The following is a 24,443-nucleotide window of genomic DNA, read 5'->3' on the forward strand; positions in this document are numbered from 1 at the left end:
AGTATAGTACTAATAGATTAAGGAGGTGCTCTATGAGCAATATTCAGATTGTAACAGATAGTACTGCTTATCTAACCAAGGAAGAAATTAAAAATTATAATATAAAAGTAGTATCCTTAATGGTTAATTTCCAAGGAAAAGAAGATGACGAAGGATTGCCAGGAGAGTTTGAGAAGTTTTTTAATGCATTAAAGGAATCCCAAGACTTTCCCACCACTTCCCAACCACCCACGGGTGCCTTTGCCGCAGTTTTTCAAGAGGCAATAGATCAGGGGAAGGAAGTTATTGCTATCACCATTTCCTCAAAATTAAGTGGAACATACAATAGTGCAATTATCGGAGCGGAGATGATCGATGCAGAAAAAATATCTGTAGTGGACTCCCAAACCTCTGTAGCTTCATTAAAACATATGGTTATTCAGGCGCAAAAACTGGCCAATGAAGGAAAAACTAGACAGGAAATTCTACACTACTTAGAGGAACAAAAAAGGAAAATGGGTATTTATCTCACTGTGGATACCTTAGAATATTTAAAAAGAGGGGGAAGACTATCCACAGCCCAAGCGGTGGTAGGATCTTTACTAAATATCAAGCCCATTATTCAACTGGAGGATGGAATACTACAGACAGTAGGTAAGGCCAGAGGGAAGAAAAAAGCCTTGGATATGCTGATAGCCAATATTCCCCAAGAGGTCAAATATGTCTATATCCCCCATATACTCAATGAAGAGGGAGCTAAAGAACTACAAGCCGTGATAAAGGAAAGGCATCCCCAGGCAAAGGTAGAGCTGGAGGTTCTAGGGCCAGTTATAGGTGCCCACTTAGGGCCTAAGGCCATGGGTGCTTGTTATCTTTGGTAAAAATAAGGGGTTTTAGGGTGATCATATTATGGTAGAAGCATTAAAAGCACTATCCTCTATTGTAGATTTATTCCACGATCTATTAGCGGATATTATTCTGAAATTTGGATGGAATCTTACAGATAAACAATTGCATTTTTGGATTATTGGTATTATAGGGATACTTATATTTTTATTTACTGATTTATCCTTTAAGGCCTTAGCTCGTCTAAATATCTCTATCATTTCCTTTGCCTATACATTTACAGTACTTATTGTCATTGTATTTGCCATTGAAATTCAGCAAAAAATTACTGGAAGTGGCAACATGGAATTTGGGGATGTTGTAGCAGGCTTATGGGGATTTTTATGGTTATTTGGTATATATCTCCTCTATAAGGGGATTATTATTTTGATAAAAAAGCTATTGAAAACAATAAAGAAGGCAAAAACTCCCTAGAGAGCTCTCTAGGGAGTTTTTGTTATCCGTGGAATGAAAGGTGCAAAAAATTTATGCATGCACAAATTCTGTTTCCTTATCACATATCATCAAGCTGACAGTATAATTCCTTGAGGTTTTAAGAAGCTCATAGACTTTGATCCACGGATTGGCCCTGTGAGGAGGATGTTCCAATTAGATTCGGTTTACCTTGAGTGGGCATGGGTTATCCATGCCTTATTTTTAATAAGGATTTTAATGAATGAATAGAGAATCCTCGGTGAACCAGAGGTGAACTAACCGATGCAGATAAAGAGTTATAAGAAAATATTATATGAAAATTTTATCAATTCAAAAAAACAATTGGATTACTTTTCATCCCTGTGTTAGATTATACACAGTGTTTTTTGTCGAAATATAGTCTGATGTATTGTACTAAAGGGAGTAAAATGATGCAAGGCGGGGATATAAATGATTGAGATAAAAGCTTTGACAAAATCATATGAAAATATAGAGGTGTTAAAAGGAATAAACCTTACCATAGAAAATGGATCCATCTTTGGTATTGCTGGAAGAAGTGGTGCAGGCAAATCCACTTTATTAAGATGTATTAATGGCATTGAAACCTTTGATCTAGGGACCATAAAAGTAGGGGACATAGATGTAGGCTCTCTTAATCATGAAGAGATGAGAGTTTTCAGAAAAAACACCGGTATGATTTTTCAAAACTTTTCTTTGCTAAGTAGGGCAAGTGTATATGAAAACATCGCACTACCTATGAAATGTTGGAAATATGAGAAAAAAGCAATAGATAAAAAGATAAAGGAACTTTTAGAGTTAGTTGGAATACCTGAAAAAATTCATAGTAAAGCACGGGAGTTATCAGGGGGGCAAAAGCAAAGAGTTGCCATTGCTCGGGCACTTACAATGGATCCCCAAGTACTATTGTGTGATGAAGCAACCTCTGCATTAGACCCTAAAAGTACAAAGGCTATTTTGGATTTATTACGGGAAATAAATGCACAGTTAGGTATTACAATCATTGTAGTAACCCATGAAATGTCCGTACTTAGAAGCATATGTAAACATGTAGCTATCGTAGAAAATGGAACCATTGAGGCCATGGGAACCACGGACAAAATTTTTACTCAACGTCCTCAGGCTTTAATCAATCTACTGGGCAACAAAGAAATTGTTTTGTCTAAAAATGAAAGAAGTATTGAAATCTTTTATTCAAGAGGTAATGATCAAATCCTAACGAAATTAGCCCGGGAACTAGAGATAGATTTTTCCATTATTGGTGGTGAAATAGAGAGTCTGGATGAAAACTCCATTAACTCTGTTGTTATTAAAGTAGATTCAAAATATGCTGAAAATATAAAAAAATATTTGATACATAAGGATATCATGTGGCGGGAGTTATTTCCCCAAGATGCGGAGGTGGATCAATAATGAATGGAGAGCTTATAGAATCTATCCTATATTATTTACAAAAACTGATTATTCCCTCCACTTTTATCACCATAAGAATGGTCTTGAGTACCATGATTATTGGAATTGCTTTTGGCTTTGTTTTAGCTATATTTCTTACCTTATACGGGCCCAATGGATTAAACCCCAAAGGAAGGATTTATAGTCTACTTAATTTTCTAGTAAATACTATACGTTCTTTTCCAATATTAATCCTCATTGTGGCAATGGGACCTATTACACGAATGATTATTGGAACAACTATTGGAGAAAAGGCCATTGTGGTTCCCTTATCCATAGCAGCTACAGCCTTTATTGCTAGGCTACTTGAAAATAGCTTTTTAGAGGTGGACAAGCAATTAATTGAAGCGGCACGTTCTTTTGGTGCTAATAATCTTCAAATCATTTTTAGAGTGATTATGAAGGAGTCTGTGCCTTCCATCATATCCATCATGACCTTGGCAACAGTAAATTATATTTCTGCAACAACCATAGCGGCTGCTATTGGAGGCGGGGGGTTAGGAGCCGTGGCCCTTACCTATGGATTTCAGAGTTTTAATAATACCGTATTGTATATGTCAGTTTTCATTTTACTTTTATTGGTGAATATCACGCAATTTATAGGAGATTTGTTTTATAAAAAGTTTCTATAAAAGGAGGTGTATTGATGATCATTAAAGAGAGTGCAAAGTGGTTGAATATTTTGTTGCAATTAGAGAGAAAACCTGTAGGAATAAAATTTTTACTTACAAGAGAAGATTATGATGCATTTCCTGCCTCAGAAAATAAGAATCGCATGTCTTATTGTACAGTAGTAAAAAGGGCTGGAGATGGGATTTCCCAGAAAATTCATAGGGGACATAGTGCATGCATGGGTGGAGCTATGGCTTTAGGACTAGAAGAAACAATCCAAGAGGCTATTTCAGGAAGAAGAAGATTTTACCAAGGAGCTTATCGAGACTTAGGTGTATGTAGGAATATATCTAAAAATATGGTGTTTTGCGAGCATAAGGCCTATGGTGTTGCCGTGATGCCATTAGAAGCTTTTGATACAGAGCCTGATGTTGTGATTATTGTTTGTAATCCCTTTAATGGAATGAGAATTGTACAAGGATACTCTTACAAAAATGGCCATGCCACAAATATAAAACTTTCAGGAATGTCGGCCATATGTCAAGAATGTACATCCTTACCCTATGAAGAAAACCAGCTTAACCTGTCCCTTTTGTGTTCGGGCACAAGAATGTTAGCCCGATGGAAGAAGGACGAAATGGCTATTGGAATGCCCTTTCGGCTATATTTGGAGGTAGTCGAAGGATTGAAAAATACAGTGAACCCCTTAGAACGCAATGCAGAGAAAGAGCAAATTGCAGAAAAGCTTTTACAAGAGGAGTTTACCAACCAGCTAGAAATAAAATATAACCATAATTATGATGATAATGCCTATAAAGGAGGACGGGTAGAAAAAAGAGATTAAAGCAGAAATCAAAGTGTTTTTTCATAAAAGCAATTTATCAGCCCTATGAATATCATTTTAGGAGGAATTTAACAATGAGAAAAATAAATAAAATAGTGATATTACTACTTGTTGTAGCTTTTACCACTGTACTATTTGTAGGATGTACTTCCAATACAGGAGGCTCAACACCGGTAGAATCAGAAACGTCCAACAAAAAAGAATTTACCATCGGTTGTATGCCTTTAAATGAGCCGGCAGTTCAAGAAATAGCTACATTGATGGAACCCATGGGCTATCATGTAGAAGTGAAGGTTTTTGATGGCAACAATCTACCTGCGATTGCACTAAAAGATGGAGACATTGATAGTCTTATATTAAATCATCTTCCATGGCTAAATACGTTCAATAATGAAAATAATTCTGAATTAGTGATGGTGGAACCCTATATGTATGCTTCTTTATTTGGTTTTTATTCTGCTAAGCATGATAGTATTGAAGAAATTCCTGATAATGCAAGCATTATTGTTTCTAATGATCCAAGTAATATGGAAAGATCCTTAGAATTTTTACAAAAATTAGGTTTTATTAAGCTAGGGGAAAAGAAAGGTGAGTTTTATACAATTCTTGATATTGAAGAAAATCCAAAGAATATTCAATTGGTAGAAGTAGAAACCACTGCAACAGCTTCCTCCTTTCAAGATGCAGATGGCTCCATTGCATTTACCAGTGTTATGAGAAATGCGGGCATTGATGCATATTCCTATATTGCAGAAGACGGAAAACATGTCAACTACCCAACAAGTTTGGTGGTTAACAAAGGAAATGAAGATGCAAAATGGGTGCAAGATGTTATGAAAGTCACCCAAACTGAAGAATATAAAGAAAAATTCAATGAAATCTTCCAAGGAGCATATATATTGTTTTCAGACATGAAATAAATATACCCTGAAAGAGAATACACATATGGAGACGGATCCACAAAAATTTGTGAATCTTTCTCCATATATTATTGCCTTTTTATAAAATGGACTTTTCTCTTTTCTGCATGGAAAGTAGAAATTGTTCTCCATATTCAATCATAACCACTGAAAGAATAACCAATAGTATACCTAATAATTTTACTCCAAATATATCTTCCCGGAAAAATATATAGGATGTGAATACAGCCACAGGAACTTCTACTGTATTTATAATACTGGCTTTGGAAGATTGTATATCATAGGACATGCCAATAGTATAAAATAAATAGGCAAGGGCGTTGGGGAAAAGCGCTAGAGCAATAAGATTCCCCAATACTTTTGCATTATAGTCTATTAGTAAGATTTCCCTTGGATTAATGAAAAGAAGGCTAAAAAGCGCACCGAACCCCATGGTATAACAAGCAATAGTTAAATAATGATATCTTTTAGTAAGGTTTTTACTAATTATGGGCAGAAGGGCGAAGGCAAATCCAGCACCTAATCCAAATAATAATCCTGTGCTATTGAGCTTTAATACCTCCAAAGATCCTCCCGTTGCTGTCAAAAAACATCCCGATACTGAAACAATCAGGGCCACGATTTTGGGCAGGGTAAGCAATTCCTTATATAGAATCCTAGCCATCACAATGACAAAAATTGGTGCTGTATAGAGCAGGACAACAGCAGTGGTAATAGTGGTTTTTTCTATAGTAGAAAAGTAAAAACGATTAAATAAGGTCTGGGATACAAAACCTAAAAGAGCGATAAATAGTAATCCTTTTCCATCTATCTTTAAGTATTCTCTATTTTTAAAAAGAAGATATAGTAAAAATAGAATAAAGGAAATGAAGGGACGGAAAAATCCCATTAATGGTGTAGAGATATTATAAACCGATAGGGATTCAACAAATATGCCACTGAGACCAAAAAAAGCTCCAGAAATTGCAACAAAAAAATAACCCTTTGAAGATGGTGAACAATTCAAGATCATCATCCTTTCATGATGTAATAGGTAAGTTAAAGACAGTAAAGAATTGCTATGTGAAATCGAGAACATAGTATCTGTATTATATTACAAATTAATGAATATTCATATAAAGCTTTGGATAATTGGAAGATTTCTGGAGTCTTTATCTAACTGGGAAAAGGAATTTTAACATATTGCAACAGTTTTAAAAATAAGATATGATAGATATAGAGTGTAAATACTATAAAATTTATTACAGGAGGTGTAAAGATGGTAAAAGAGCAATTGGTGAACAGAATTTTGGATAGACTTCCAATGGCATTATCTGGAATAACCCATGTAAATAACCAGTTTACAGGTGAAGTGTGTCCAAAATTAAATATTATGTTAACCAAGGCTAATGAATCCATCTGTTAAGCATCTCTATAAATGAAGAATGTAACCGGATGAGGCTTCCTTATCTGGTTTTTTATTTGCATAAAAAACTCGGGTGGATTTATTTGCTCGAGTTTTGCATTTTTATTCTTAGGATCTAAATCTATCTAAGAATCAAAAGAAAATTTAATTTCTATTTTCTAAGAAAATCTATCTTTTAAAAAGCTCGAGCAAAACCATTGCTCGAGCTTTTTATTGTTTTAGGGAAATAACTTCGTTTCTTAATAAAAGGAAGGTGCAATTTTTATTAAGATTTTAACTTGTTTCCCTATTAAAATCTACGCTTAAAAAGAAGGATGAAATGTAAAATGGAAAAATATAAGGAGGAATTAATGTGATTGAAATAGGCATAAAGAATTTAGAAAAATACTATGGTGCTAATAAAGTCCTTGAAGATATTGCCTTTGAGGTAAAAACAGGAGAAAGAATAGGCCTAATTGGACAAAATGGATCGGGAAAGACAACCCTATTTAAGATTATAGCAGGTGAGGAGAATTATAATGGTGGAAATTTGACCATAAGAAAGGACGCAGTGTTAGGATTCTTAGAACAAATACCTGTATATCCAGAGGAGTATACCGTCATAGATGTTTTGCATACGGCCTTTGAAGAAATATTCCATCTTAAAAGAGAGATGAACAAACTAGAATATGAAATGACCACCATTAAAAGTGAAGAACTAGAAAGGATAATGGATAGATATGGGCATCTTCAGCAGGATTTTGAAACAAGGGGAGGCTACGATATAGAAGAAAAAGTTAGTAGAATATCAGCAGGATTACATTTCAATGAGGAATTTTTAAATAAAAAGCTTTCACTGCTAAGTGGAGGAGAAAAAAATACAGTAATGCTAGGGAAAATTTTGTTGGAAAGTCCAGAAATAATCTTATTAGATGAACCTTCCAATCATTTAGATTTTGAAGCCATTGAGTGGCTTGAAAATTTTCTTAATGAATACAAGGGAACGGTAATCATCATTTCCCATGATAGATATTTTTTAGACCGAGTGGTTACTAAGATTATTGAAATTGAAGAGGGAAAGAGTGAATTATATTTAGGGAACTATTCCTATTATGTGGATGAAAAGGAGAGAAGGATCTTAGACAGATTGGAAGACTATAAACAACAGATGAGAAAAATAAAGACAATGGAAGAAGCCATAAAAAGATTTAGAGATTGGGGCACTAGGTCGGGAGATCCCAGGTTTTTTAAGAAGATTGCAAATATGGAAAAAAGAATAGAGAGAATAGATAAAGTAGAGAAACCTAGAGTAGAAAAAAATAAAATGGACTTATCCTTCCATGAAAGCAAAAGAAGTGGTAAGGATGTTATCCTTATTTCTGAGGTCACTAAAGCCTTTGAAAATAAGGTGCTGATTCAAAAGAGTGATTTGCATCTAAGATATCTAGATAGAATAGGATTAATCGGGAATAATGGCTGTGGGAAATCTACACTTTTAAAGATGATTTTAGGTAAATATATAAGGAATGCAGAGGGCTCAAAAAATATTTCAGTAGACCCTACAAATGATTTTTCTCAGTATAGGGAGGATGAAGGCAATATCAAGATAGGAGCCAATGTAAAGATTGGCTATCTAGATCAAAATGTCACATTTAAAAATGAAGAACATACTGTACTGGAGAGCTTTAGAGAGGGTGTATCTGTATTAGAGGGGCAAGGAAGAAGTATCTTGGCAAGGTTTTTATTCTATGATGAAGATGTATTTAAAAAGGTAGGCAATCTTTCCGGAGGAGAGAGAAGTAGATTGAAACTTTGTCAGTTAATGCACCAGGATATAAACTTACTCCTATTAGATGAACCCACAAATCATCTGGATATTAATTCTAGAGAGGTTTTAGAACAGGCTCTTATGGAATTTGAGGGAACCCTACTCTTTGTTTCCCATGACAGATATTTTGTCAATAAAATCGCTGGCCAAATAGTGGAATTAAGGGATGGAAGACTTATAGGATATAAGGGGAATTATGATGATTATGTAGAAAAAAGAAAAGAGGAAAAACTAGAAACATATACAAAGGAAGTCAATCATAAAAAGAAGATAGAAGGCAATAAAAATAGAAAAAGTAATGCAATGGTCAACAATAGAACAGAGGAAAAGGAAAGGGAAAATAAAAAGAAAAATCTTGAAGAAACAATCCAGAAGCTTGAAGAAAGGATAAAAAATATAGAGGGTGAGCTCCAAGAAAATTCTGAGGATTATGATAAGCTTTGTGAAATCTACAATCAAAAAAAAGATCTTCAACAACATATTGACCATCTTCTTGAGCAATGGATTGAATTGGAGTAGATGCATTTTGGTTAAATTTTAAGGGGTGTTGACACAGATCATGGGCCAACACCCCCTTTTTTCTTACATTTCTACTTTATATTTATCTTTTAATCCTTCTACCTTTTCAAAATAAACGGCCTGTTGTTTTTGAGAGGTCAATTGATTTTGGATTTGGGATTTTACTTCATCTAAGGATTTTGATCCTTCTTCTTTTTCTTCGTTAACTTTAATAATATGGTAGCCAAATTCACTTTTAATAGGCTGGCTTACTTTATTTAGTTCCATATTGAAAGCTGCTTCCTCAAATTCTGGTACCATTTGCCCCTTGCTAAAGAAACCTAAATCTCCGCCCTTTTCCTTAGAAGGACAATTAGAATACTTTTGGGCAGCTTCTTCAAAGCTTAATCCTTCTTCTATCTCTTTTATGATTTGATCAGCATGATCTTTATCATCCACAAGAATATGACTAGCCTTTATGCTTTTAGGGCTAACAAATTGATCTTTATTGTCTTGATAGAAACCCTCAACTTCTTGATCAGAAACTTGAATATCTTTTAATAATTGATTGACAGCATATTGCTTTAAAAGATTTTCTTTTAAATTTTCTACTTCTACTTGGTATGCCTCATGTTTCTCCAATCCTTTATCTAGAGCATCAAGATAAAGCAATTCCTGATTGATCATTTCATCCAATAATTGCTTTTGTCCTTCCTCTGAATAAAACTGAGCTGCTACCTGGGGATTAAGACTTTTTAAAAAGAAATTCAAGTTTTCTTGAGTAATTTCTCGAGTGCCCACCTTGGCTAATACCTTATTATTTTCCATATAAACGCTCCTTCTTCAATAGATTTCGCTTCTAGCCCATCATAACAAAAAAGCTAGATCATGTCCAATGGGCAGTTGTAAAAGAGCTACATATAGATAGGCAACATCATAACTGAATAAAAAATACGAAGAGACTGCCTTTGCAGTAGATAGCCTAAACTTTCCAATGATTAAGTTTTCAATTGCTTATCTATAGAAATAATTGAAAAAAACAAAGGATTTTGTCCAAATAGAGAGAATTATTAAATAGAAAAGCAACAGAAATATATAAAGAGATGTTTCTATGTATAGGGGTGGGTGACTCAATGCTTGATGGGTTTAAAAGCATTAGAAAAAGATTTATGTTCATTGGCATAATAAGTATTTTTCTTTTCAGTGCTATCTATGTGTTTTCATCTTCATATCTGACAACAGATATCGTAAAGGATTTGATTTCCCAGGATAGTTCTATTTCTTTAAAGTCCCATGCCAATATGATAGGAAACTGGTTGGAAGAAAGAATAAATGAAATCGAAATATATGCAAACCATCCAACGATAAAATCTAGGGACGTTAATGATATACATGAATTTCTTATTACGGAACAGGAAAAACATCATAAAAAATATCTCTCCCTCCTTTTTTCTGATGAAGAAGGTAATTATCAAACCAATTTATATAAAGAGGCAGGGAATATATTGGACCGGGAATACTTTTCCCAGGTAATGAAGGGACAATCAGTTCTATCTAATCCTATTATCGCCCAAAGTATGGGAAAAGAGATTTGCGTAGTGGCTGCTCCCATAAAGGATGTACAGGGCGAAATCGTTGGTCTTTTCGGCGGCAGTATTGATCTAAATGCCTTTTATTCCTTTGTGGAAAGATTGCAGGTGGATACAAAGTATGAAAGTACATATATTGTGGACAAGGCAGGGGAGATTATCGCCCATACCAATCCCAACTATATCATGAAAGAGAATATTCGGCAGTCCTCGGAAAAAGTCAGTCAAGAAATGCAGGAGAGAGCTGAAGAAATTTTGTCTATACAGGAGGGAAGCTTTGTTATAAATAGCAATGAGGGTAGGCGCATGGTGGCCTTTCAACAAATCCCTAATACAGAGGGCTGGAGAATTGTCACTGAAATATCCTTAAAATCCTTATATCAACCTATTTTAAAGACTAGACTTGCCTTAGGGGCCATAGGATTAGCATTGGTACTGGTAGGAACTGTATTGGCAATTGTTTTTGCACAGAAGCAATCGGGGCCCATAGTAGAATTAACTGAGGTATTTGAACGGGCAACGGCTGGAGACTTAGAAGCAAGGGCCAATATAAAATATAAAGACGAAATAGGTAAGGCAGGTAGAAGCTTCAATATGATGATGGATAGAATGAATGAGCTTACCTATTATGATGCCCTTACAGGATTACCCAATAAACAATCCTTCATGGATAGACTTAATAAAGAATTATATAAGCATAAAAGGGAACAAAAATCATTGAGTGTAATGATTATATCCTTAAATAAATTTAAACAGATCAATGAGGCCTATGGACATAATATCGGGGACTATGTACTGGCTAAAATAGCCAAAAGATTGAGGAAGAATATAGGTCCTCAGGATATGGTATCTCGACTGCTGGGGGATGAATTTATTGCCTTTTTCTCCAGCGGAAGGGATAGGAGAAGTATTGTGGCTAAAACTACAGAGATACTGGACAGCCTAAGTAAGGTCATTATAAAGGAAGGCCATCATATCTATGCTTCGGTAAGCATTGGAATAGCCTTCTCCTCTGAAGATGGACAGGAAGCAAAGAACCTTATAGAAAATGCCAGCATAGCAAAATCTACAGCAAAGTATTCAGAAGGCAATACCTATAAAATATACCATAGGGATATGAGGGAAAGGCTAAAGGAACGGGTAAATCTCTCCATCATGCTACATATCGCCTTAGAAAACAAAGAATACTTTATAGTATATCAGCCTCTAGTGGATGTAAGAAAAAATCAGATTATCGGAGCCGAGGCACTTCTAAGATGGAACAGTCCCCATAAAGGGGTAATCTCACCGGGAGCATTTATTCCCTTATTGGAAGAGTCAGGGTTGATTGTAGGTGTAGGAGAGTGGGTATTAAGAGAAGTCTGTAGGCAGAACAAATTGTGGCAGGATGAGGGGCTTATGCCCATGGTTATTTCTGTAAATGTCTCTCCCATACAATTTGAGAGGGAAGACTTTGTAGACCGAGTAAAAGAAGTGTTAAAGGAGACCAAACTCAAGGCAAAATACTTACAATTAGAAATAACTGAAGGAATAGCTATGCAAAATACCGCAGACCAATTAAAAAAGCTCCATGAGCTCAGGAATATGGGGGTAAAAATTGCCATTGATGACTTTGGCACAGGGTATTCCTCCTTAAGTTATTTTAAAGAATTTCCCGTTAGCTCCCTAAAAATAGATCAATCCTTTGTACAGGATATCTTAAAAGAAGGAAACGATAAAGCCATTATATCGGCAATTATTTCCATGGGGCATAATCTTGGATTGCTTACTACTGCAGAGGGAGTAGAGACAGAGGAACAATTAGAATTTATAAAAGAGCAGGGCTGTGACAATGTTCAAGGGTATTTGTTTAGCAAACCAATAACCAGTGAAGACTTTGAAAAACTTATAAAATATGGGAAAGCAATAAAACCAGCTATTCTACCTATGAAATCATAGATAGGGTAGCTGGTTTTATTGCTTTTCTGACTATTTGAAATTTTAATAGAGAGAAAAACAGTATAGATGAAACCTATTAGAGTTTTCCATTGTACTAGGTTAAAATTATACTAGGTTAACTCGTTGTGCTAGCTAAATGGAGAGTTTGCTTTGTGCAGAGATTTAGAGTTTGTTAATGCAGCCGAAAGCGTTTTAAATCAAGTGTTTGAGCGTAGCGAGTTTTTGATGCTGCTGAAGGCAAAATTACAAACTCTTGATCTTGGAACATGAGAAAATCGGAATTTAACTAGCACAACGGATTAGGTTATAATGCTATTGAGAATAGGAGGAGAACTGGATGAAGGAAGATCAACTTTTTAAAAAGATAAGTGATGGGATAGTGGACATGGATGATGAAGGGGTAGAGGAATTATGTTATCAATCCTTGGAAATGGATATTCCAGCATATAAAACCATAGCCCAAGGTTTAGTAAAAGGTATGGATAGGGTGGGGCAACTTTTTGAAGAACAGGAATATTTTTTGCCGGAAGTGCTTACTTGCTCGGATACGCTCAATATAGGGTTGGATATCCTAAAGCCTCATTTGGCATCGGATAAGATAGATAATCCCGTTAAAGTTGTCATTGGTGTTGTAGAAGGAGACACCCATGATATCGGCAAAAATCTGGTAAAAATTATGATGGAAGCGGCGGGATTTGAAGTTTATGATCTGGGTAGGGACGTGCCCTTAAATGATTTTGTCGACAAGGCAGAGGAAGTAAAGGCAAACTTTATTTGTATGTCCACTTTGATGACCACTACCATGATAGGCATGAAAAATGTTATTGACATGCTAAAGGAAAAGAATATAAGGAACAAGTACAAAGTAATGATCGGTGGAGGACCTATATCCCAAAAATTTGCCGATGAAATAGGGGCAGATGAATATACAGTAGATGCCAATGAAGCAGTAAAAAGAATAAAATCAATTGTAGCAAGTGCTTAGGAGGGATAAAATGAAAAAAGATCAAATGACTCCTAAAGAAAGAATGACTGCTTTTTCTAAGGGACTTGAAATAGATCGGATACCTTGTGTACCTGATATGGGTGTGACTATGGCACCTTTTATAGGGGCCACTACCTATGAGTACTATCACTCGGCGGAATTAATGGCAGACCTAGAGATTGCTCTGTTTAAAAGATTGCGACATGATAGTATAGGCATATCTACAACCCTGAGGGGAGTGGCAGGAGCTATGGGCTCTGTAATCGGTTATCCCAAAAACAATATATCCTATCTGATTTCTCCCGCGGCGAAAACTCCTGGGGAGATAGAAAATCTTAAACCAGCAAATCCAGAAACAGATGGAATACTCCCCTTATTATTAAAAGCCCTAAGAATTATTAGGGACACTGTAGGTCACGAAGCAGATGTTGGGGCATCTATGTCTGGTCCCTTTAGTGTAGCAGCTTCCTTAGTGGGCACTGAAAATTTGCTGAGATGGATGATAAAATATCCTCAAAGCATTCACACCTTAATGGAAATCATTACAGAGTCAAATAATCGATATATTGAAAAAGTAGCGGAATTGGGTCTAGGAATAGGCTTCGCCGACCCTGTATCTTCCACTAGCCTAATTAGTCCTAAACAATTTGATGAATTTTCTATGCCCTATTTAAAGAAAAATGTAGATAAAATCAGAGAACTAACGGGAAGTAGGCCATCTATTCATATCTGCGGGACCAGTAAGAGTATATGGGAGTCTGTACTCTCTACGGGCATAGGAAATTTTAGCATTGACAATATAGAGGATTTGGAAGAGGCAAAAGAAAGCATAGGGGATAGGGTTGTGATTACTGGAAACATCCCTCCAGTAGAAGTCGTGCACAAAGGGACAAGGGAGGATATCCTAAGGGCAGGGAAAAAATGTATTCAAAAAGCCTATGATTCTACAAAAGGTTTTATTCTAAGCACAGGTTGTCAAATCCCCATGCATACTCCCATGGAGAATATTGAGGCTATCATGGATGCAGCTAGAATTTATGGTAGTTATCCTATAGATGAAGAACTATTATTTAGGGAGGAATAGGGAAAGCCCATGGATGAAAAAGAAAGACTATTAAAAGTATTCAAGAATGAAGAAGTGGATAGGGTACCCGTTATTTGTCCAGGAGGAATGATGAATGCGGCGATTACCGATATTCTAGACCAAGTTTTGGTAAACCATAATGTAGAGGTTATGGATATGGTCAATACGGCAAGAAAGATACGGGAGGAAATAGGATTTGAAAATTATGGAGTCCCCTTTTGTATGACTTGTGAAGCAGAGCCTTTGAGTAAGTCTATTGATGAAGGGGATATGTATTGTGAACCTCGTATTATGGAATATAATGATTTACCCCTAAGAGAGATTATGAAAAGCAAAATAAATCCCCAAAAGGATGGGCGAATGCCCGTGGTATTAGAAGCCATTAGGAGATTGAAAAATGATCAAGTACCTGTGATCGGAAATATTACTGGGCCTATAAGCACAGCAACATCCATAGTGGATCCCCTTAGACTATTGAAGATGTTGAGAAAACAATCGGATTTGGCCTATGAGTTTATTCATTATGTCAATGACTTTATCATAGCCTATGCCATAGAGATGGAAAGAGCCGGTGCAGATGTCATCGCTGTTTCAGATCCCACGGCTACGGGGGAAATCTTGGGGAAAAACAATTTTGAAAAATTTGCATTACCCATGTACAAAGAGTTAATCTCCCAAATGAATAGACGGGGCACGCCAGTGATTTTGCATATTTGCGGCAATGCAACAACCATTTTAGAGAGTCTAGATACCTTAGATGTAGCGGCATTAAGCTTTGATTCCATAGTTAATATGCGATTGGCAAAATCTAAAATCCACACAAAATTGATGGGCAATATCAGCACCCAATTGTTGCAAAATGGACCCCAGGATAGAATCCTTAGGCTTACTGAAAATGCCCTTAACTCTGGCGTGGATATTCTATCTCCAGCCTGTGGTTTAGACATGTCTACCCCTATTGAGAATTTAAAAAGTATGACGGCATTTGCCAAGGAGCAACAAGTATGGGGACATTAAAAATAGTCGAGAGCAATAAAAAAGTACAAGTAGAACAGGGATCTCTACTTATCGAAGGCATCAGAAAAATCATTCCCTTTGAAACACCCTGCAATGGTAGAGGTATTTGTGGGAAATGCAAAGTTGTGGCGACAGGAAAGTTGAGTCCACCCACTACTGAGGAATTAAATTTTATAGACAGGGAAAAAAACCAAAGACTATCCTGTATAGCGGGGGTATTAGGAGATGTAGAAGTCAGCATTCCTGTAAGGGATAATGAACTGAAGAGTATTGATAAAGGGAATAGTATTTGGGTGGACATCCATAGTTCAATTAAGGAAATTGAGCTTATAGGAGTTGGAGATAAAAAAAGCTATAGACGGGATTTTCCCTATCCTCTATCTTGTATAGCCCAATGTGAAAAGCTTCCCTATATTGAAGGAAAAAGTGAATATCATGGGGTGGTTTATCAAGACGTTGTCTTAGATATCATTGAGAGAGATCAACCCATTATGGGATTGGCTATTGACATAGGCACTACGGGTATTTCTTATTGTTTAATAAATCTTCGTAATGGAGAAATCTTAGGAAAAAGTTCCTCCTTAAATCCTCAAACTCAATATGGACATGATGTATTGAGCAGAATAACCTATTGTATGGAAACAGAAGGGGGAGGAAGAGTATTAAGCCAGGTTTTAATCGGGGAAATCAATAAAGCCATTGGAACCTTGACCAAAGAAAATAATCATATCTATCATGTGAGTATATCGGCCAACACCACCATGCTTCATCTTTTATTACAAGTAGACCCTGTGCCATTGGCCAGAGCACCCTATAAACCAGCCTTTTTATCCCTACAAGATAGGCCATTAAAAGAATTAGGCATAGAGGGCAATAGAGAAGGGATACTGACTTTTATTCCTTGTGCATCTTCCTATGTAGGAGGAGATATCGTTTCCGGAATTATGGCGTTGGCATTTCCACAAAAAGACAATAGCCTATTTATAGATATTGGCACCAACGGTGAAATAGCAGCTATATTTGATAAAAATATTGTAGCCACTTCCACTGCAGCAGGGCCTGCACTAGAGGGGATGAATATTGAATGGGGCTGTAGAGCCCAAAGAGGGGCTATTGAATCCTTCTATATCGATGAAGACTACAATCTATCCTTTGAAACCATAGGTGACCAGGAGCCCATAGGGATATGTGGAAGTGGTCTAATGGATATCACAGCATCTCTCTTACAGAGAAATATATTATTGCCTAGTGGAAGATGGAATAAAAACATGGATGCCAGAATAGGACATCGGTTTAAAGAAAAAAGATTTTATATCACCCCTGAAATTTATATTTCCCAGAAGGATATTAGACAGATTCAACTGGCAAAAGGTGCCATCGCAGCAGGAGTTTTACTTCTCTTAAAAGAGATTGGAAGGACTATCCATGAGATAGACACCTTATACATTGCTGGTTCCTTTGGATTTCATATGAAAGGAGAAAATCTAAAAGCCATCGGATTAATCCCCAAGGACTTTAAGGGGAATATGGTATTCGTTGGAAATACCTCCTTAGAAGGAGCCAGACTATCTCTATTAAGCCAAGAGTTTTTAGAGGAGGCACAGGATATCAGTAGAAAGATCAAGGTCTTAGAATTATCTACCAACAAGGATTTCCAAGATGTATTTGTGAAGGAATTAAAATTTTAAAGGGTGAGAATATGAATGATCATATGAAAATTTTTAAATGCATAGGAAATGAAGAAGAAAAAATCCCCCAAGAGCTATTTCAAGATTTATCCTTTACCTATAGGGAGGCAAATGAGGATAGTGAAGGAATGATTGCCCTAGCCAAAGCTCTTCAATTAATAAAAGGGGGTTTTTGTACTCTCCCTTTTTGCAATACCGTAGAAGCAGAAGCCTTCGGATGTGAGATTAAATTTGATGCCCAGGCAGGAAATAGGGTGCAGAGCTACCCCATTCATGCACAAGGGGACATAGAACATTTGAGGGATATAGATTTTTCCCAGGGAAGAATAGCCAGAGTTCTTGAGGGAGTAAATAGGTTAAGTGCCCAGGGAGAGAAGGTTTGTTTAAATATTCTAGGGCCCATAAGCATAAGCAATTTGATCATGGAGAGTAAATTGTTTTATAGGACCTATAGAAAGAATCCAGAAATCATAGAAAGCTTGCTAAAGAGAATAGAAAATAATATCATCCACTATATGCAGCAAGGGATAAAAATGGGAGCAGATATCCTATCTTACTCCGACCCCACGGGCACTATGGACATCCTAGGTCCTAAATTTTATCAGGAAGTGAGCGGCCCATCTACCTATAGAATACTAAAAGGGGCGGAGCAAAATTTAGAGGGTGCTCTTCTGCATATTTGTGGAAAAACCTCCACTTCTCTTGAAAAAATAGGAGTAGTAAAGAAAAAGACTCTAGATACGGCTGGCAATCCCTATTGGGAAAAGCTCCAACAGTTGCCTAGGGAAAACCAAGGGGTGAAGTTTATAGGGCACTGGTGCATGAAAAGCGGATCTTCCAGGAAAAACCTTACTCAACTCATTCTAGAGGAAAACAAATAAGTAAGGGAAATAAATGAGCGGACACAACAAATTAAGTGATTATGATAGAATGAGGATATCCCTTGGAGTATTCTAGGGGATTTCCTTATTAGTCTATGAAGGATTATATTTGATTATATAGAGGGCTTTGTTATATCATAAAGAATAGGGCTTTAGAAATTCATGCTTTAAAGGAGTACCCGAATGATGAAGGATTTTTTCGAAAAGTTAAAAGAAACTAAAAATATAGATTTTACCGATCAACAAAAAAAGGCTCTACTACATAGGGAAGGACCGGCTTTGGTATTAGCGGTACCTGGGGCAGGCAAGACCACGGTACTGATTAGCCGGGTGGCTTACCTCATCAATGTTTTAGGAATAAATCCAAAGGAAATCCTATCCCTAACCTTTAGTCGGGCGGCTGCCAGGGATATGAAAAAAAGATTTATTGAGATCAACGGGACAGATTCAACATCAGCACCTCACTTTTCCACCATCCACAGCTTTGCCCACCAAGTGGTAAAAAAAGAGCTAAGCACCCAAGGCATAGAATATCATTTCATTGAGGGGAAGAATGCCCCTATCCACAAGCTAGAACTTCTCAAACAAATTTACTCTCACATTAATAAAAAGGGTATTAAAGAAGAAACCCTAGAGGACTTGGCCAATGCCATTAGCTTTGTAAAAAATAGAATGATCAGTCCTAAGGATATAAAACAAGAGAACTTTGAGATCAAAAGCTTTCCAGAAATATATGGACAATATGAGAAGTGGAAGAGGGAAAAAAGATATATAGATTTTGATGATATGTTGACCCTAGCCTATGGGATATTAAGGAAAAATACAAAACTACTGCAGCAATATCGATTCAAGTATACCTATATTCAAGTGGATGAAGGACAAGATACCTCCCCGATTCAATACGCTCTCCTTAGATTGTTGGTCCATCCCCGACAGAATCTATTTATTGTCGCTGATGATGATCAATCCATTTACGGCTTTCGTGGGGCAGATCCCAAGGAATTATTGGATTTTAAAAAACTCTATCCCCAGGGTCAGGTATTTTACATGGAAGAAAACTTTCGTTCCACCCAGTCTATCGTGGCGATAGCCAATCAATTTATACAAACCAATCAAAATAGATATCATAAAAATTTACATACCCAAAAAGAGATGGGCAGTCCTATTCTTGTTAAGAGATCCAGAGAGTACAAAGAACAAATAGATTATCTTATAGAAGAACTAAAATCCAAGGACCCTCAATGCAGCACAGCTATACTCTTTAGAAATCATCTTTCTGCTGTAGGCTTGGTGGATCAGCTATTAAGCCATGATATCCCCTTTTATTTAAGAGAGGGAAAGAGATATTTCTTCCATCACTGGTTGACCAGAGATATTTTAAACTTCCTATATTTGGCTTTAGATCATGAAGATGGGAAAAGTTTTGAGGGAATTTACTATAAAATGAATCAATACATTAGCAAGAAGAATGTAGATTTGGTAAAGAAAAAATCCAACAATCAATCAGTTTTTGATGTTCTAAAAAATAGTAAAGAATTACCTGATTTTCAAAGGAAAAGAATGGCAGCATTAGAGGAAAAATTCTTTATTCTATCTACCTTGACACCCATTAAGGCCTTAAAATACATTGAAGAACATCTAAACTATGGAAAATTCCTACAGCAGAGAAAAAAAACCAGACCCTCTATGGTGTCCACAGGAGAATTTATCTTGACCAGACTAAAAAACATTGCAGAAAATACTTCTACTCTCATAGAATTTCTCTGTAGAATAGAAGAGATAGAAAACTGGATGAAGCAATGCTCAAAACAAAAAGAAAATTCGTCAGCTATCCTATTATCTACCCTTCATGGAGCAAAGGGCTTAGAATTTGATCGAGTGTATATGATAGATCTTGTAGAAGACCAAATCCCTACCTACGCTAGTATAAAGCAATGGGAAAGGGGAGATATTGGCCTATTAGAAGAAGAGCGAAGACTCTTTTATGTAGGGATGACCCGAGCAAAAAAAGAACTCACTCTATTATCCCTCTATCCTTCTAAGGCAACGGATAGAAATTGTTCCCAATTTGTAGAAGAAGTGCAAGCCTGTATTAAAAATGAGATACACCAAAACCAGGCCAATCCCTATTTTAAAGTCCAAGATAAGGTGCAGCATAAACTCTTTGGTCCGGGGAAAATTCAATGGATACAAGACAATACAGTGGCCATAGATTTTGAAAATCATGGCGTGAAAAAACTAGCAGCAGACTTTTGTATGTATAATGGAATTTTGGAGAAAATGCAATCTATATAAAAAATTCTCCAAGGGAACATTAGGGACTAGAGTAGAAAAAGTCCATTGGTGAATAATAAAATCAGTGGATTTTTAAATTTTGATAGCTTTTAGATGAAAATATCCTTTGCTTAGTCCCAATTAAAAGGAACAAGTGAAGGAGAGAAGGGAGTGGAGGTATAAGGATATGGAATATGTAAATCCCTTAGGAGAGGAAAAAGTTTCAAAACTGTTAGTGAAGTTTTCGGTGCCTGCCATTGTAGGTATGATGGTAAACGCCTTATATAATATCGTTGATAGAATTTTTATTGGCAATAGTAGTGACCTAGGTGCCAATGGCTTGGCAGGTATAACCATTGGTTTCCCTATAATGATTATCCTTTTGGCCATAGGTGTTTTATTTGGGGTAGGAGGGGCCACCTTATTTTCTATAAGGTTAGGGCAGAAAAAGGAAGACGAGGCTGAAAATGTTCTTGGCAATGCCTTTGTGCTGCTGGTAATCTCTGGACTTCTCTTTATGATTTTAGGACAGGTCTTTCTACGACCTTTGCTCTCCCTATTTGGTGCCAGTGAAGCCGTTTTACCCTATTCTATGGAATATATGAGAGTCATCTTCTTTGGCGCTGTTTTTCAGGTGCTGGGCATAGGCTTAAACAATTTCATACGGGCCGATGGCAATCCCAATATTGCTATGATGACCATGTTTTTAGGTGCAGGAATCAATACATTGCTGGATCCCTTATTTATCTATGTTTTTAATATGGGAATGAAAGGAGCTGCTTTTGCCACCATCCTATCCCAGGCAATTTCTGCTACTTGGGTAGTAACATACTTTTTAGGGAAACGCAGCCGAAAGAAGCTCAGGGCTAAATATATGAAACTAAAGCCCCAACTTACCACTAAAATCATTACACTGGGAATGCCCAACTTTTTATTACAGCTGGCCAATAGCCTTTTAAACGTGGTATTAAATAAAAGCCTCCTCGTCTACGGGGGCGATATTGCGGTGTCAGGTATGGGGATCATCAATAGTCTCCAGACTTTGCTTTTAATGCCTATTATTGGCATCAATCAAGGAGTTCAGCCCATTATTAGTTTTAACTTTGGGGCAAAAAAATATGAAAGAGTGAAAACCGCTATAAAGCTGGCCATAATTGCGGCTACCGTCATTGTCATTGTAGGTTATATCGTTACAAGATTATTTCCAGAACAGATGATCGCTTTATTTAACAGAGAACCAGAATTATTAAAATTTGGAAGTTATGCCCTAATATCATGGTTTTTGTTCTTACCTGTTGTAGGTTTTCAGATTGTTTCTTCAAACTTCTTCCAAGCCATAGGCAGGGCAAGAGCTGCAATGTTTTTAACCCTGACAAGGCAAATTATTCTTCTTATCCCAGCCATCATTATCTTTTCTAGATTCTGGGGAATTCACGGTTTATTACATGCAGCCCCCTTTGCAGACATGTTCTCGGCCCTATTAACGGGGATATGGTTTTATTACGGCATTAAAAATTTAGGAAGGGAATCTCAGGGGATAAACGAGAATTTACGGGAAAGACCAAGATAAGTTTAAAAATAAGTTGAGAATAGAGCCTATAGGGGCTCTATTTCACTAGGAAGCTATAGCCGCTTCCTTTATAAAGGGATAAAGTTCCTCAGGATTTTTCATAAATTATTGTATAGGAAATCCTTAGAGAAGAAGAATAATAGGGATAAATACAATGAAAGAGAAGGGAATATCTTGGGATGAAGAACAAAAATAACAAACTAAGTATGGGAGTGGCTCTATTCTTTGGAATAATCATCATCTTTTCAGCTCTATACAGTATAATCATGAAAAAAGATAGTTCTATAGGAAAACATATACTAGCTCTGATTATCCTTACTGTACCTTTTATCCTCACCGGTATTTGCAAAGCAAAGGATATAAGACTACCCTCCAGCTTTCCATTGGTCACGGTCATATTTATCTTTGTAACCCAATATCTGGGGGAGATTTTAGGATTTTACCATAGATTTTGGTGGTGGGATTTACTTCTCCATGGAATTTTTGGTAGTTATGTAGTCATTGTAGCACTATTTATTACAGGGGATATAATAACAAAAAAAGAAGGAATAAGTTCGAGACGTTTTATTCTATTTACCGCAATGATAGCTTTTTGTATTTCCATTACCTTGGGTACAGTTTGGGAAGTCTTTGAATATGCAGGAGATTACTTTTTTAAAACCCATATGGTAAAGGGAGGACTTAAGGATGCCATAACAGATATATCCATTAAAATGCTTTCCGCCTTGATCACAGTCATCATATATCTTTATCAGCAATTGAAGAAACAAAATAACGCGTAAAGCAAAGTGGGCCAATTAAAAAGAATTGGCTTTTTTTTATGGCTCGGGAAACCAGGCCTTGGGAGCAAGAGGCTAAACTTTTGTATTTCACCACAGCAGCCTAGCCCCATTCTCGTGCGGAATAGAAAAAGCAGGAATATAAAGGAAGATATGATAAAATAGAGTTTGTAAACTGGTTTGTAAAGTTATGAGAGAATACTTCCATCAAAATAAAAAGGAGAGATAGTATATGAAAAGCGAAGGACAGGCTTTTTCCCATAATATAGAAAAAACAACCAAGGCCATCATCCTGCTCATAGGGATAATTCTCCTATCCCTTATAGCCTTCTATGCGGTTACATACATACCCCCCTTGGGGAATAAAGAAAAAAATATTTTAAAGATTTGTTTTATCATAGGTATTTTAGCCCTTACTCTGCTTATTCATCTTTTTTACAAAATGTATCGACAAATACTTTCTCCCCTGAAGGAACTTTATCAAGGCATTGCCCAGGTAGAAACCATAGCTAGTTTAGATCCCCAAGTTATAGAAATACAAGGGGATTATCTTATTCCTATTACCTCTGGGATAAATGAAGTATTTTTGAAATTAAAATATTTGATCAATCTTATTGAAAATCTCAATCGTAATGAATCTTTTCCTGAAGTAGTAAATTACATTTACTCTTCCTTTTCTGATTTTATTCCCTACCACTATATAGGGATTGCCTTGATAGAAGAAGAGGGGAAATATGTAAAGGCCTACCATGGGGTATCGGATAATCATACCATAAGGGGTCTCCCAGAAAATTTATTTGGACTTAAGGTAGAAATAGAGGACACCACCCTTGGAAAAATTATAAAAACCGGTCAAGCAAGAATTATAAATGACTTGGAAAACTATGTTAAGGAGAGGCCCAATAGCTCTTATAATGAAATACTATTAAAAGCAGGCATAAAAGCTTCCATTACCCTACCTCTTATGATCAATGAGCGACCCATAGGATTTATCTTTTTTTCCTCCCATGGGAAAAACGTATATACCCAAGACCATATCAAATTTTTAAAAACTTTAGCCAATAGCATTGCTCTAAGCCTGGAAAAGAATAAAATCATGAATGATTTGGTCTATAGTAGCATATTGGCCCTGGCAAAGCTTGCCGAATCCAGGGACAATGAAACAGGCGATCACCTTCATAGGATGAAAAATTACTCTCGATTTGTGGCAGAACAATTATTCAAAAGTGGAGAATATCTAGGACAGATTGATTTAGATTTTATAGAAAACATTGAAAGATTTAGTCCCTTGCATGACATAGGGAAAGTAGGGATAAAAGATGATATCCTATTAAAGTCTGGAAAGCTTACAGAAGAAGAATTTGAGCTCATGAAAATGCATACCCTCTTGGGAACTCAGGTATTGCAAACTGCCGAATCAAATATCAATAAAAATGGGAAAAGCATCTTTGCCATGGGTATAGAAATTGCGGAAAATCACCATGAAAAATGGGATGGATCGGGGTATCCCCACGGAAGAAAGGGAAAAGAAATCCCTTTAAGTGCCCGTATAGTGGCTATAGGAGATGTCTTTGATGCCCTTACGTCGAAAAGACCCTATAAAAAAGCCTTTAGTTTTGAGCAGGCTATGAAAATATTGATAGAAGGCAAGGGCAGTCATTTTGACCCGAAAATTATTGAAAAATTAGAAAAAAATCAAGAAGAATTATACCAACTTTATCAGGAGATAAGGGATAAATAAGAAATTGTAGAATATTCAAAGCCTGTCCAGTATTTACAAAAT

The 24,443-nt window shown here is 36.4% G+C and carries 20 protein-coding genes; 18 read left to right on the plus strand and 2 right to left on the minus strand.

The window, feature by feature from the left end:
* Positions 1 to 32 precede the first annotated feature (32 nt).
* The 6 genes from fakB to NSA47_RS12030 all read left to right on the plus strand — a co-directional run bounded on the left by fakB (position 33) and on the right by NSA47_RS12030 (position 5,145).
* Positions 33 to 860, plus strand: a complete 828-nt coding sequence (gene fakB / locus NSA47_RS12005) for a DegV family protein (RefSeq protein ID WP_257532316.1) — start codon at positions 33 to 35, stop codon at positions 858 to 860.
* 28 nt (positions 861 to 888) lie between these two features.
* The gene (locus NSA47_RS12010; protein ID WP_257532318.1) at positions 889 to 1,299 is read left to right on the plus strand and encodes a hypothetical protein; all 411 of its coding nucleotides are present in this window, start codon (positions 889 to 891) and stop codon (positions 1,297 to 1,299) included.
* A gap of 450 nt (positions 1,300 to 1,749) precedes the next feature.
* Positions 1,750 to 2,730, plus strand: coding sequence for a methionine ABC transporter ATP-binding protein (locus NSA47_RS12015; RefSeq protein WP_257532320.1), 981 nt, complete (start codon positions 1,750 to 1,752; stop codon positions 2,728 to 2,730).
* Entirely contained in the window at positions 2,730 to 3,401 is a 672-nt protein-coding gene (locus NSA47_RS12020; protein WP_257532322.1) for a methionine ABC transporter permease, read from the plus strand. The genes NSA47_RS12015 and NSA47_RS12020 overlap by 1 nt, the downstream gene beginning before the upstream one ends.
* A gap of 14 nt (positions 3,402 to 3,415) precedes the next feature.
* The gene (locus NSA47_RS12025) at positions 3,416 to 4,225 is read left to right on the plus strand and encodes a DUF169 domain-containing protein (protein ID WP_257532324.1); all 810 of its coding nucleotides are present in this window, start codon (positions 3,416 to 3,418) and stop codon (positions 4,223 to 4,225) included.
* Positions 4,226 to 4,299: 74 nt separating this feature from the next.
* Complete coding sequence (locus NSA47_RS12030; protein WP_257532326.1) at positions 4,300 to 5,145, plus strand: MetQ/NlpA family ABC transporter substrate-binding protein; 846 nt, start codon at positions 4,300 to 4,302, stop codon at positions 5,143 to 5,145.
* A gap of 79 nt (positions 5,146 to 5,224) precedes the next feature.
* On the opposite strand, the gene NSA47_RS12035 is transcribed toward NSA47_RS12030, so the two are convergent.
* Positions 5,225 to 6,151: a DMT family transporter gene (locus tag NSA47_RS12035; protein WP_257532328.1), complete on the minus strand. Its 927-nt coding sequence runs from the start codon at positions 6,149 to 6,151 to the stop codon at positions 5,225 to 5,227.
* Positions 6,152 to 6,403: 252 nt separating this feature from the next.
* On the opposite strand from NSA47_RS12035, the gene NSA47_RS12040 reads away from it, so the two are divergent.
* Together NSA47_RS12040 and abc-f are read left to right on the plus strand one after the other, a co-directional pair.
* Positions 6,404 to 6,550, plus strand: a complete 147-nt coding sequence (locus NSA47_RS12040) for a hypothetical protein (protein WP_257532330.1) — start codon at positions 6,404 to 6,406, stop codon at positions 6,548 to 6,550.
* Between the two features lie 352 nt (positions 6,551 to 6,902).
* A complete protein-coding gene (gene abc-f / locus NSA47_RS15465; protein ID WP_257532332.1) occupies positions 6,903 to 8,876 on the plus strand; it encodes a ribosomal protection-like ABC-F family protein in 1,974 nt (657 codons plus the stop codon).
* A gap of 63 nt (positions 8,877 to 8,939) precedes the next feature.
* Here the strand turns inward: abc-f and NSA47_RS12050 are convergent, their stop codons facing one another.
* Positions 8,940 to 9,683: a peptidylprolyl isomerase gene (locus NSA47_RS12050; protein ID WP_257532334.1), complete on the minus strand. Its 744-nt coding sequence runs from the start codon at positions 9,681 to 9,683 to the stop codon at positions 8,940 to 8,942.
* Between the two features lie 305 nt (positions 9,684 to 9,988).
* Here NSA47_RS12050 and NSA47_RS12055 point away from each other — a divergent pair, with 305 nt between their 5' ends.
* From NSA47_RS12055 to NSA47_RS12100, 10 genes are all read left to right on the plus strand, one after another.
* Entirely contained in the window at positions 9,989 to 12,382 is a 2,394-nt protein-coding gene (locus NSA47_RS12055) for a bifunctional diguanylate cyclase/phosphodiesterase (RefSeq protein WP_257532336.1), read from the plus strand.
* A gap of 337 nt (positions 12,383 to 12,719) precedes the next feature.
* On the plus strand, positions 12,720 to 13,367 hold the full coding sequence (locus NSA47_RS12060) for a cobalamin B12-binding domain-containing protein (RefSeq protein WP_257532338.1): 648 nt from the start codon (positions 12,720 to 12,722) through the stop codon (positions 13,365 to 13,367).
* 10 nt (positions 13,368 to 13,377) lie between these two features.
* Positions 13,378 to 14,451 carry a uroporphyrinogen decarboxylase family protein gene (locus tag NSA47_RS12065; protein ID WP_257532340.1) on the plus strand — a complete coding sequence of 358 codons (1,074 nt, stop codon included), beginning with the start codon at positions 13,378 to 13,380 and terminating at the stop codon, positions 14,449 to 14,451.
* Between the two features lie 9 nt (positions 14,452 to 14,460).
* Positions 14,461 to 15,468 carry a uroporphyrinogen decarboxylase family protein gene (locus NSA47_RS12070; protein ID WP_257532342.1) on the plus strand — a complete coding sequence of 336 codons (1,008 nt, stop codon included), beginning with the start codon at positions 14,461 to 14,463 and terminating at the stop codon, positions 15,466 to 15,468.
* Positions 15,456 to 17,156, plus strand: a complete 1,701-nt coding sequence (locus NSA47_RS12075; RefSeq protein ID WP_257532344.1) for an ASKHA domain-containing protein — start codon at positions 15,456 to 15,458, stop codon at positions 17,154 to 17,156. The genes NSA47_RS12070 and NSA47_RS12075 overlap by 13 nt, the downstream gene beginning before the upstream one ends.
* Before the next feature lie 23 nt (positions 17,157 to 17,179).
* Positions 17,180 to 18,037 carry a uroporphyrinogen decarboxylase family protein gene (locus NSA47_RS12080; protein WP_257532346.1) on the plus strand — a complete coding sequence of 286 codons (858 nt, stop codon included), beginning with the start codon at positions 17,180 to 17,182 and terminating at the stop codon, positions 18,035 to 18,037.
* 183 nt (positions 18,038 to 18,220) lie between these two features.
* A complete protein-coding gene (locus NSA47_RS12085; RefSeq protein WP_257532347.1) occupies positions 18,221 to 20,332 on the plus strand; it encodes an ATP-dependent helicase in 2,112 nt (703 codons plus the stop codon).
* A gap of 166 nt (positions 20,333 to 20,498) precedes the next feature.
* Positions 20,499 to 21,881, plus strand: a complete 1,383-nt coding sequence (locus tag NSA47_RS12090) for an MATE family efflux transporter (RefSeq protein ID WP_257532349.1) — start codon at positions 20,499 to 20,501, stop codon at positions 21,879 to 21,881.
* A gap of 179 nt (positions 21,882 to 22,060) precedes the next feature.
* Complete coding sequence (locus NSA47_RS12095; RefSeq protein ID WP_257532351.1) at positions 22,061 to 22,663, plus strand: DUF2238 domain-containing protein; 603 nt, start codon at positions 22,061 to 22,063, stop codon at positions 22,661 to 22,663.
* 229 nt (positions 22,664 to 22,892) lie between these two features.
* The gene (locus tag NSA47_RS12100) at positions 22,893 to 24,401 is read left to right on the plus strand and encodes an HD-GYP domain-containing protein (RefSeq protein WP_257532353.1); all 1,509 of its coding nucleotides are present in this window, start codon (positions 22,893 to 22,895) and stop codon (positions 24,399 to 24,401) included.
* The last annotated feature ends 42 nt before the right edge of the window (positions 24,402 to 24,443 follow it).

Origin of the sequence: Irregularibacter muris (assembly GCF_024622505.1) — a bacterium.
Classification (GTDB): Bacteria; Bacillota; Clostridia; order Eubacteriales; family Garciellaceae; genus Irregularibacter; species Irregularibacter muris.